Annotated in this window: 11 protein-coding genes; 3 read left to right on the top strand and 8 right to left on the bottom strand. The window is 69.1% G+C overall.

The genetic code is table 11. The annotated features are described in order from the left end of the window. Window positions 1-36: 36 nt before the first annotated feature. From flhA to ABC728_RS25565, 3 genes are read left to right on the top strand one after another with little or no spacing between them, the layout of a single operon-like run. Window positions 37-2,103: a flagellar biosynthesis protein FlhA gene (flhA, locus tag ABC728_RS25575; RefSeq protein WP_416621101.1), complete on the top strand. Its 2,067-nt coding sequence runs from the start codon at window positions 37-39 to the stop codon at window positions 2,101-2,103. Further along, window positions 2,100-2,867: a flagellar biosynthetic protein FliR gene (locus ABC728_RS25570; RefSeq protein WP_416621100.1), complete on the top strand. Its 768-nt coding sequence runs from the start codon at window positions 2,100-2,102 to the stop codon at window positions 2,865-2,867. Before flhA ends, ABC728_RS25570 begins: the two co-directional genes overlap by 4 nt. Before the next feature lies 1 nt (window position 2,868). After that, window positions 2,869-3,948, top strand: coding sequence for an EscU/YscU/HrcU family type III secretion system export apparatus switch protein (locus tag ABC728_RS25565; RefSeq protein WP_416621099.1), 1,080 nt, complete (start codon window positions 2,869-2,871; stop codon window positions 3,946-3,948). Between the two features lie 36 nt (window positions 3,949-3,984). On the opposite strand, the gene ABC728_RS25560 is transcribed toward ABC728_RS25565, so the two are convergent. From ABC728_RS25560 to fliF, 8 genes are all read right to left on the bottom strand, one after another. Continuing rightward, window positions 3,985-4,221 (bottom strand): hypothetical protein, encoded by a 237-nt coding sequence (locus ABC728_RS25560; protein WP_416621098.1) that lies wholly within the window; start codon window positions 4,219-4,221, stop codon window positions 3,985-3,987. Between the two features lie 98 nt (window positions 4,222-4,319). Further along, on the bottom strand, window positions 4,320-5,828 hold the full coding sequence (locus ABC728_RS25555) for a hypothetical protein (RefSeq protein ID WP_416621097.1): 1,509 nt from the start codon (window positions 5,826-5,828) through the stop codon (window positions 4,320-4,322). Between the two features lie 22 nt (window positions 5,829-5,850). Beyond that, window positions 5,851-6,873, bottom strand: coding sequence for a flagellar motor switch protein FliG (locus ABC728_RS25550; protein WP_416621096.1), 1,023 nt, complete (start codon window positions 6,871-6,873; stop codon window positions 5,851-5,853). A gap of 31 nt (window positions 6,874-6,904) precedes the next feature. Beyond that, complete coding sequence (locus tag ABC728_RS25545; RefSeq protein WP_416621095.1) at window positions 6,905-7,237, bottom strand: EscU/YscU/HrcU family type III secretion system export apparatus switch protein; 333 nt, start codon at window positions 7,235-7,237, stop codon at window positions 6,905-6,907. Next, on the bottom strand, window positions 7,234-8,025 hold the full coding sequence (fliP, locus tag ABC728_RS25540) for a flagellar type III secretion system pore protein FliP (protein WP_416621094.1): 792 nt from the start codon (window positions 8,023-8,025) through the stop codon (window positions 7,234-7,236). The genes ABC728_RS25545 and fliP overlap by 4 nt, the downstream gene beginning before the upstream one ends. Window positions 8,026-8,058: 33 nt before the next feature. Next, complete coding sequence (gene fliN, locus ABC728_RS25535) at window positions 8,059-8,394, bottom strand: flagellar motor switch protein FliN (RefSeq protein ID WP_416621093.1); 336 nt, start codon at window positions 8,392-8,394, stop codon at window positions 8,059-8,061. A gap of 46 nt (window positions 8,395-8,440) precedes the next feature. After that, window positions 8,441-9,109: a hypothetical protein gene (locus ABC728_RS25530; RefSeq protein ID WP_416621092.1), complete on the bottom strand. Its 669-nt coding sequence runs from the start codon at window positions 9,107-9,109 to the stop codon at window positions 8,441-8,443. 3 nt (window positions 9,110-9,112) lie between these two features. Next, window positions 9,113-10,798: a flagellar basal-body MS-ring/collar protein FliF gene (gene fliF, locus ABC728_RS25525; RefSeq protein ID WP_416621091.1), complete on the bottom strand. Its 1,686-nt coding sequence runs from the start codon at window positions 10,796-10,798 to the stop codon at window positions 9,113-9,115. Between the last annotated feature and the right edge of the window lie 152 nt (window positions 10,799-10,950).

Genomic DNA, 10,950 nt, shown 5'->3' with positions numbered 1-10,950 from the left:
AACGTTGCCGGACATAAAGCCGGAGAAGCCCGCCCGATGTCTGCCGCCACCGCCCTGCCCGAAGGCATGCGCCACCGCGATGTGTTCTTCGCGCTGGGGCTGGTCTTCATCCTTACCGTCCTGATCCTGCCGGTTCCGACCTGGATGCTGGATGGGGGGCTGGCGCTGTCCATGGCGATCAGCGTTCTGATCCTGATGGTGGCGCTGTGGATCAACAAGCCGCTGGATTTCTCCAGCTTCCCGACCGTGCTGCTGGTCGCCACCATGCTGCGGCTGGCGCTCAACATGGCTTCGACCCGGCTGATCCTGTCGGGAGGCCATACGGGCACCGATGCGGCCGGCCATGTTATCATGGGTTTCGCCGATTTCGTGATGGGCGGCAATTTCATCATCGGCCTGATCGTCTTCTGCATCCTGATGCTGGTGAATTTCATCGTCATCACGAAGGGCGCCAGCCGCATCGCGGAGGTGGGCGCGCGCTTCGCGCTGGATGCGATGCCCGGCAAGCAGATGGCCATTGATGCCGACCTGTCGTCGGGCCTGATCGACGAGACGGAGGCGCGGCGGCGGCGCTCGGAACTGGAACAGGAAAGCCAGTTCTTCGGCGCCATGGACGGCGCTTCCAAATTCGTGCGGGGCGATGCCATTGCCGGCCTGATCATCACGGCCATCAATGTGCTGGGCGGCCTGATCATCGGTGTCGCCCAGCATGACATGGCGTTCGGGGATGCGGCCCACAATTACACCGTCCTGACCATCGGCGACGGTCTGGTGACCCAGATCCCGGCGCTGATCGTGTCGCTGGCCGCCGGCCTGCTGGTGTCCAAGGGCGGCAACCAGGGGTCCATCGATCAGGCGCTGCTGAACCAGTTGGGTGGCTATCCCAAGGCGCTGGGCGTGGCCGGCGGGCTGCTGCTGTTCCTGGGGCTGGCGCCGGGCCTGCCGTTCCTGCCCTTCTTCGTGCTGGCGGCGCTGGCCGGGGGGCTGGCCTGGTATCTGCCGCGCAATGCCGCGCGCCTGGCCGAACAGAAGCGCCATGACGAGCTGCTGGCCGCCAAGGCGCCGACGGCAGAGGAGCCGGTGGCCGACATGCTGCGCGTGGATGATATCCGCGTGGAACTGGGCAGCGGCCTGATCTCCCTGATTCTGGATCCGGCCATCGGGCTGTCGGCCAAGGTGCGAAGGCTGCGCAAGCGCTTCGCCACCGAATTCGGCTTCCTGCTGCCGTCGGTGCGCCTGCGTGACAGCGCGGCCGTGGCCATGAACATCTACGAGATTTCCATTCAGGGCGTGGTGGTGGCCAAGGGAGAGGTGCAGGTGCGCAAGATGCTGGCCATCGACCCGCGCAACCAGGGCATCGACATTCCCGGCACCGACACGCGCGAACCCACTTTCGGCCTGCCGGCCCGCTGGATCGAGCCGGTGCAGGCGGAGGAGGCGGAGTTGAAGGGCTTCACCGTCGTCGATCCCGACAGCGTCATCACCACCCACCTGGCCGAAGTGATCAAGGAGCATATGCCCACCCTGCTGGGCTATGCCGCCACGCGGCGGCTGCTGGACGAGATGGACCGTGAGCATCAGAAGCTGGTGGCCGACCTGATCCCCGGTCAGGTCAGCCTGTCGGTCGTGCAGCGTGTGCTGCAGGCGCTGCTGGCCGAGCGGGTATCCATCCGCAACCTGCCCCTGATCCTGGAAGGCATTTCCGAGGCGGCGGCCTGGACCCGCAACGTCACGCTGATGACCGAGCATGTCCGCTCCCGCCTTTCGCTGCAGATATGCCAGGCCCTGGCCATGCCGGACGGGTCGATCCCCGTCATCACCGTCGGCCCGGAATGGGAACAGGCCTTCCTGGACAACATCATCGAACAGGGGGAGGACCGGCAGTTCGTGATGCCGCCTTCCACCGTGCAGGATTTCCTGCTGGCGGCGCGCACGCGCATCCAGGCCCATGCCACGTCGGATTACTGGCCGGCCGTGCTGGTCACGCCGGCGGCGCGGCCCTTCGTGCGGTCGCTGCTGGAACGGGTCAGCCCGTCCACGCCCGTGATCTGCCATTCCGAACTGCACCGCAAGGCCCCCGTCACCACCATCGACCAGATATGACCCTGCCCCTTGTCCAATTGCTGACGGCCGAGATCTACGGCCTGTTGCTGGTGCTGGTCCGGGTGGGGGCGGCGCTGTCCATGCTGCCCGGATTCGGGGAGATGGCGGTGCCCGTGCAGACGCGGCTGGCGGCGGCGCTGGGCCTGTCGCTGGCGCTGGCCGCCATCGTGCCGGGCCTGCCGGCCGCCGCACCCGACGCCGTTACCGACCTGCTGCGCCATGTCTTCGCCGAACTGATCGCCGGGGCCGTGCTGGGCGTCTGCGCCCGCATCCTGTTCGCCTGCCTGCAGATGGCGGGTCAGGTCATCTCCCAGTCCATGGGCCTGTCCAACATCTTCGCCCTGCCCGGCACGGGGTTCGAGGGCGGGTCGGTGGCCGGCTCCTACCTGATGCTGGGCGGGCTGGTGCTGATCTTCGTCACCGACCTGCATCATGCCGTCATCCGCGCGCTGGTCGACAGCTACCGCCTGATGCCGGCCGCCACGCTGCCCGACATGGGCATGCTGGCCCGGATGACGTCGGAGGCGGTGGCCCTGTCCTTCAGGATGGCGGCCCAGTTCGCGGGGCCCTTCCTGGTGCTGGGCTTCGTCTATAATGCCGGGCTGGGGCTGATCAACCGGGCCATGCCGCAATTCGCGGTGTTCTTCATCGGCCTGCCCATTTCCATCCTGGGCGGGCTGTTCATCCTGGCTGTCACCATCGCCGCCATCCTGACGGGCTTCCTGGACGGCTTCGCGGGCTGGCTGCTGCGGTTCGGCGGGTGAGATGAGCGAACAGACCGATGACAGCCAGAAGACGGAGGAACCCACCCAGCGCAAGCTGGACGAGGCGCGCCGGCGCGGCGACCTGCCGGTCAGCCGGGAGGCGGGAGCCGCCATGGTGGTGCTGGCCGCGCTGATCATGGTGGGGGGGCTGGGCCCGTCCATCGGTGCGGGCCTGGCGGCGGCGTTCCTGCCCCTGGTGGAAAATCCCGGCGATATCGTGCTGGCCAGCCCGCCCGATGCCTTTGCCCTGATGGCGGAGGTGGCGGCCGGGGTCGGGCTTGTCCTGCTGCCGGTCGCCGGCCTGCTGCTGGCGGCCGGCTTCCTGGGGGCGGTGGGGCAGGGGAGCGTCGTCATCGCCGCCGAGCGCATCCAGCCCAAGCTCAACCGGCTGTCGCCGCTGGGCGGCCTGAAACGCCTGTTCTCCTTGCGCAACCTGGTGGAGTTCCTGAAGGGGCTGGGCAAGGTGGCCGCCGTCACCCTGGCCTTCCTGCTGGTCGTCGCCCCGATGCTGGACCAGGCCGAGGCCATGGCCCTGGGGCCGCCGGCGGCGCTGCCGCTGCTGCTGGTCGATGTGACGGTGCAATTGCTGCTGGCTGTGCTGGCGGCCAGCATCATCATCGCCGTGCTGGACCTTCTGTGGCAGCGCCTGTCCTGGCGCCGGCAGCAGCGGATGAGCATGCAGGAACTGAAGGAGGAGTTCCGTCAGGCGGAGGGTGATCCGCACCTGAAGGCGAAGATCAAGCAATTGCGCCGCGACCGGGCGCGCAACCGCATGTTCGCCGAACTGCCCAATGCCACCGTGGTCATCACCAACCCCACCCATTATGCCGTGGCGCTGCGCTATGATCTGGACAAGGCGCCGGCGCCCGTCTGCGTGGCCAAGGGCCGCGACCTTGTTGCGCTTCGCATCCGGGAGGTCGCCGCCACGCATGCGGTTCCCGTGGTGGAAAATCCGCCGCTGGCCCGTGCGCTGCACGCGGGTGTGGAGATCGGCGACGAGGTGCAGCCCGAGCATTATGTCGCTGTGGCCGAACTGATCGCCTATGTCCTGAACCTGAAGGCCCGCAATACGGTGGTCTGACAGGCCCGCCCGCCCGGCGGCGGCCGACCTTGCGGATCAGCAGCGGCCGGCGGCCGTGGCGGTCAGCAGGCTCTGGGTCAGCAGGGTGCGCTGCAGGGCCGGCACATGGCCCAGCCCGTCCGGCACGTCCAGTTCGTAGCTGACCAGACTTGCCCCCTCGGCCAGGCAGGTCAGCATCTGATGCAGGCGGGCCAGTCCCTGCTCGTCGCCAAGCTGGGCGGCCCGGTCGAGCAGGTGGTGCAGTTCGATTTCAAGCGAAGCGGCGGTGGACATCGGTTCCTCCATGGCGGGACGAAGGCGGAAGGCGCTCTCTCTTCCGGTCTGGATTTTTCTAAAATTTGATACGAACCGGTTTAAAGCCACGTTAAAAGTCACGCGCGCGCATCGCATGTCACAGCAGCCCCGTCGGGCATCAGGTCGGCCATGAAGGGGGATCGTCCCCAATGCAGGCGCAGGCTGGCCGGGACCGCCAGCCCGGCCAGCGCCTCGTCCACCACCCGCTGGAAATGGGCGCGCTGGTCCGGGTCGGGCAGGCTGGCGACCGACAGGTCCATGACCAGCCGGCCCGGCAGGCACAGCCCGCGAAGCTGCACCGGGCCCAGGGTGCTCAGATCCAGCCCCAGGGTGAAGAGCGTGGCGGTGGGCTCCTCCGTTCCCGGCTCCGGCTGTTGCGTTTCCGGGTCGCGGGGCAGGGTGACATCCGGCATGGTGGCCAGCAGCAGGACGGATGGGCGGTCGCCATCCATGAAGGGAACCAGCAGGGTGGACCAGACCGACCCGTCGGACGCCAGACGCGGGGCGGGGGTCATCGCCTCCTCGATCCCGGCCAGGGCCTTGGCCTCGCTGCGGGTCAGGTGGCGCACCTGCTCCTCCCCCAGCCAGGCCCGCACCCCCCCATTGCGGGCGCCGAACAGATAGAGGAGCAGGGCCACGCCCCCCAGCCGGTCGGGACGCGGCAGGAAGGCGGCCATGCGGGCCACCATCCCCGGATGGGCCAGGGACTGGGCCAGGATCAGGTCCGGCCGCGCGGCCTGGGCGCCGGCCATCGCGGGCAGGTCGGGCAGCGGCGGGGACGCCAGTGGTGCGGCGGGCCGGCGGGGGCCGGTCGCATCGTTCTGCGGCTGCAGGGCCGCCTGCTGCTGAAGGTCTTGTGTCCCCGCGCGGGCGCCCTTGCCGATATCGGCTACGGCCTGCGCGCTCTGGGCCGCGGCGGCGGCACGCGGCGCATCGGGCGCGGCCGTTGCCGCCGCGGCGATGACCGGCCCGACCCGGGGCGGCAGCACGGCCCCGGCACTGGCCACCAGTTGCGGATTGCTGGCCGGGGCCGCGGCGACCTGCGCAGGCGCCGCGACGGGGGTGGCGCCTGCGGCAGCGGTGCCGGCGGCGGCGGGCCGCGCCGCGGCACCCGTGCGGATGATGGCATCCCCACCGGCCGCCAGCAGACCGCGCAACGCCTGTTCGGCACCGATGGCGGGGGGACGGGCGCCGGGGCTGGCGGCCTGTCCTGTGCGTTCGGGCGCGGCCATGGCCTGCGCCTGCACATTGCCGGCCCGCGCGCCGGGGCCGACGGTGACGGACAGCGTGCTGCCCGCCGGCAGGTCCGACGGCCAGGCCCCCTGCACGGGCCGCAACAGCAGGGTGCCGCTGCTGGTGGTCAGGGGCAGGTCGCCATCGGGTGTGGCGGCCCCCAGCACCCCCGTCACGGTGACGGCATTGTGAAGCGGCATATCGGGCGGGCGGGCCAGGACACCGGCCTGCATGGCCATGGCGGCAGGCGGGCGCGGGGTTGCCCCCAACCCGGCCTGGGCCGCCTGCTGGCCGGCACCCGCCGCCTTGATGGCGGCGATGGAAGAAGGGCCGCCGAACCTGTCCGTGCTCATCCTCGCCTTCCCCGCCGGCCGGTCAGTAGATCAGGGAATTGTTCGGGTCGCTGCGGTCGGTGATCAGGATTTCCCCTTCCTCCGCCAGTTGCTTTGCGGTGCGCAGGATGGACAGCCGGGCCTGCTCCACGTCGGCGATGCGGACGGCACCCATCAGGTCGATCTCGTCGCGGATCAGGTTGCCGGCGCGTTCGGACATGTTGGTCAGGAAACGCATCTGAAGGGGCTCGTCCAGCCCCTTCAGCGCCAGGGCCAGTTCGCCGGTGTCGCAATTTCGGATCAGCACCTGGATGGCCTGCGGCTCCAGCATGGTCAGATCCTCGAAGGTGAACATCAGTTGCTTGATGCGCTGGGCGCTTTCCGGCAGGCGGCGCTCCAGCGGTTCCATGATCGTGTCGAACAGGGTCTTGTCGGTGCGGTTCAGGATTTCCGCCATGATGGCATGGCTGTCATGGCCCAGCGTGCGGACATAGTTGGCCATGAACTCGCTGCGCAGGGTCTTTTCCACATCCTCCAGCACATCGCGGGACACGGCTTCCATCTTGATGATGCGCGATACGATCATCTGCACCAGGCTGGGCGGCAGCAGGCCCAGCACCTTGGCCGCATGTTCCGGCCGGATCTTGGTCAGGACCACGGCGATGGTCTGCGGGTGCTCGTTGCGCAGATATGTTGCCAGCACCTGTTCGTTCACATTGCTCATCTTCTCCCACATGGTCCGGCCCGCGGGACCGCGGATGTCGGCCATGATCTCCTGCACCCGGTCGCCCGTCAGGAACTTGGACAGGAACCGTTCGGTGGTGTCAAAGGTGCCGGCCAGTTCGCCCGTGCCGGCGAACCGTTCGGTGAAATCCCGGATCAGCCGTTCCACCACCTTGCCCGACACGGTGCCCAGGCCGGCCATGGCATAGGAGACCTCGCGGATCTCGTCATCCTCCAGCCGTTCCATGAGGCGCGATCCGCGCTCCTCGCCAAGCGCCAGCAGGATGATGGCCGCCTTCTCCAGCCCGTTCAGGCCCTTGTGGTCGGTGCGCACTTTCAGCATCGGATGATCTCCCGCAGGGGCGTGAAGAAGGTCAGGGGGCAGGAGGGAAGGGGCCGGCGGGTTTTATCGTCTCCCCGCCCAGCCGGTTGTTCAGGCGATAGATGTGGCTCAGCACCTCGGCCACGGCCAGAACCGCCTCCATGGGAATGTCGCTGCCGGGTTCCACGGCGGCCAGCAGGGTGGCCAGGTCGCTATCCTCGCGCACGGGGATGCCATGCGCGAAGGCCAGGGCCACGATCCGTTCCGCCACCGCACCCCGCCCGCCCGCCGTCAGGCGGGGCAGCGTGTCGTCGCCGCGGCGCCAGGTCAGGGCTGCGGCGCGGGCATTGGGATCGGGCGGCGGGCGGCGGGGATGGTCGTTCATCCCGTCCCCCCATAGGAACGGATCAGGCTCTGCGCCACCAGCAGCCAGCCATCGACCAGCACGAAGAAGATGATCTTGAAGGGCAGGGAGATGATCACGGGCGGCAGCATCATCATGCCCATGGCCATCAGCACCGCCGCGACGATCATGTCGACCACCAGGAAGGGCAGGAACAGCATGAACCCGATCTCGAACGCCCGCCGCAGTTCGGAAATGACGAAGGCGGCGATCAGCGTGCGCAGGTCGGGCTCGGACGGTGCTGCCTGTGCCGGCGGTGGTGCCTGTCCCGGCGGAACACCGGCGATGCCGGCCAGCGACTGGAAGGCGGCCAGATCCTTGGGCCGCACATGCGCCTTCATGAAGGCGCGGAACGGTTCCACCGTGCGCTCAAGGGCCTGTTCCTCGGTGATCTGGCCATCGACCAGCGGCTGGACCCCGTCACGCCAGGCCTGATCCATGGTCGGTCCCATGATATAGGCGGTCAGCAGCAGGCCAAGCCCCACCAGCACCATGTTGGGCGGTGTCTGCTGCAGGCCCAGGGCGGACCGCAGCAGCGACAGCACGACCACGATGCGCGTGAAGCTGGTCACCATCACCAGCAGGCCGGGCGCCACCGACAGCACGGTGACCAGCGCCATGATCTGCACCAGCCGCCCGGAAAAGGAGGCACCGCCCTGGCCCGCGTCCAGCGTGATGGATTGCGCCAGGGCCGGCGTGGCGGCCAGCAGCAGGGCCGCCAGGACGGGCAGGAACAGACGGAGCAGGCGGGCCGCGAAGGGGGATTGCATCCGGGACCGTCCTTCTGAACGGGTGGCCATGGCTCACACCAGCCGGAGTTCGCTTTTGACGATCTCGGTCATGGTCACGCCGAGATGACCCTTGTCGACGATCACCACCTCGCCGCGGGCGATCAGCCGGTCGTTGACATAGACATCCACCGCCTCGCCGACCTTGCGGTTCAGCTCCACCACGGCACCGCGTCCCAGTTTCAGCAACTGGCTGACGGGCATGGTGGTGCAGCCCAGCACGACCTGGACATTGACCGGCACGTTGAAGATGGCCTTCAACTCCTCCCGCTCCTGCGGGGCGGCGCTTTCCTCCTCCGACGTCGCGGGGGCGGGGCTGGCGCCGGGGAAGGTGGCCTGCTGCGTTGCCATGGGCTTGGTATCCTTGCGAAATGGGGCGTGAAGGTTTCGGGAAGGGTCAGCGCGCGGTACGGCCGGCCAGGGTCAGCCGGCTGACGGCGATGGCGATGGCATCGCCCAGGGCCCGTTCAAGCGTGCGGGGATCGTGTTCGGCCCCGCCCGTCTCCCAGTCGGCGGCGGCGGCACCGGCCGGCAGGGCGGCGTCGGGGACAAGATGGATGTCGCCGCGGAAACCGGCCTGGGCGGCCATGGCGTCGATGTCCGGCCGCATCCGCTCCACCGCGGCGGGGGTCAGCCGGATATCCAGGCGGGGCCTGCCGATGGCGGCGTGCAGGATGTCCTTCACCAGCACGTCCAGTTCGGCATCGGCGGCGGCGTCCAGCAGGGGCGGGGCCAGCCGTGCGACCAGGGCCGTCACGACGCGCACCGCGTCGCGCTCCACCTGCTGCCGGAAGGCCGACAGCTCGCCCAGCGCCTCCGTCACGGCCTTGTCGATGGCGGCCAGGGATTGGGCGCGCTGGGCTTCCACCGACTGGCGGGCCGCCTGCTGGCCCCGCTCGAAGCCGTCGCGCTCGCCGATCTCCATGCCCTGCCGGTAGGCGCGATCGCGGACGGCGGCCAGATCCTCCTCGGAGAACCCGCCGGTCTGGAAGGCGGGTTCGGGCGGCGGGGCCGGCTCGCCGGCGCTGTCGTTGGGGAAATGGGTGTCGAAAAGGAAAGGGCGCATGGGTCAGTTCGTCCCTTCATAGATCCAGGCCCGCAGCACATTGATGCTGTCCTCGGGGTGGGTATCGACCATGGCCGCCAGACGCCGCAGCGCCGCGGCGCTGACGCCGCCCTCCACCGACCGCAGGTCGACCAGTTCGTCGAAGGCCTCGCCGGGACCCTCGTCGATATCGGCCGATGCGGAACCGGCAGCCAGTTCGGTGCCCGGCACGGCATCGTGGCCGAGAAGGGGGGCCTGTGTGGTGTCCGGATCGGCTGGCAGTTGCGGTGCGCCGGGCCCGGCACCGGCCAGCGCCGGTTCGGGGACAAGCCCCGGGAAGGCCCGGCCCAGCATGGGGCGCAGGGCCAGCACGACCAGCAGGGTGGCCGCGATGGCCGCGATGGTCCAGGGCAGCCAGGCAGGCCAGGCCGTGCCCGTTCCCGCCAGGACCATGCCATCCCCCGGCGGGGGCGGTTCGGCCAGGAATTGCAGGTTCTCCACCGTCACCTGATCGCCGCGCGCCTGGGAAAAGCCGATCGCCGTGCGCACGACATTCTCCACCTGGCGCAGTTCGGCGTCGCTGCGCGGCTGGTACTGGCTGGTGCCATCGGCCGCCGCGGCATAGGTGCCGTTGACCACCACCGCGACGGCCAGCCGGCGGATGTCGCCGGCATCCTGCACCCGCTCGCGCTGGCGGCTGCTGATCTCGTAGTTGGTGGTTTCCTCGTCCCTGGCCGTCTCGCTGCGCGAACCGGCAGCCGTGCCCTGGTTCACATCCTCCAGCGGCAGGTTCTGCTCCACGGTCGTCGGCGTGTCCCGGTCGCGGTCGCTGCTGCTTTCCCGCTCGTTCACGGACTGGATGGAACGTTCGACGCGGCCGTTGGGGTCGTAGATCTGCTCGCGCAGCGTCTCCCGGCCCAGGTCGATCTCGGCAGCCACCCGCACCCGGACATTGCCAGGTCCGAATTTCGGTACCAGGATCTCCTCCACGGCGCGGGCCAGCCTTTGTTCCGTGGCGGCGCGCAGTTCCTCGGCCCGCACCAGGGCCAGGCCGTCGGCGGCCTCCCCCTCGGCGGCCAGCACCACCCCGTTGGCATCCATCACGGTCACGGCGCCCGGCCGCATGCCCGGCACGGCCGCGGCCACCAGATGGCGGACGGCCAGCGCCTGGGAGCGTTCCAGCCCTGCCGTCACGGTACGCACCACGACGGAGGCGGCCGGCGGTGCCGTCTGCGCCTGGAAACTGTCGCCATCGGGCACGGACAGGTGAACCCGTGCCGACCTGACGCCGTTCAGGGTCTGGATGGTGCGGACCAGTTCACCCTCCGTCGCGCGCAGCCGGTTCACCTTCTGCATGAAGGAGGTGAGGCCCAGCGCACCCTGGCTGTCGAACAGCTCGTACCCCACGCCGCCGGCGCTGGGCAGGCCCTGCTGCGCCAGTTGCATGCGCACGCGGGGGATGCTGTCGGCGGCTACACGGATCGCCCCGCCATCGCCCCCCACCTCATGCGGGATTTTCATGGCCTGGAGCTGGGCCAGGATGCGCCCGGCCTCCGCGTCGTCCAGCCCGGCATAGAGGATGCCCATGGCCGGCCGGGAAACGGTGTAGGCGAGGATGCCCACCGATGCCAAGACCGCCATCGCGACCGCGCCCAGCATGACCAGCCGCCGCGGTCCAAGCGCCATCAGGTTCTGAAGGAGGTTCGCCACCCTGGTGCCTCGGCTCTTTAACGTTTCTGGAAACCAGCCCCGGTATGTTTCACCCGTGGACCGGAAGCCACCTTAGCCGACGCACTTTTAACGGGCGTAAAAACGGCGATGCAGTTCGGATGGTAAAAGACAGGGAAAAATACTTCCGTTCT

It is taken from the genome of Niveispirillum fermenti (assembly GCF_052474395.1).
The sequence above is the reverse complement of the archived record's forward strand: the minus strand, read 5'-3'. Positions and strand labels throughout refer to the sequence as shown.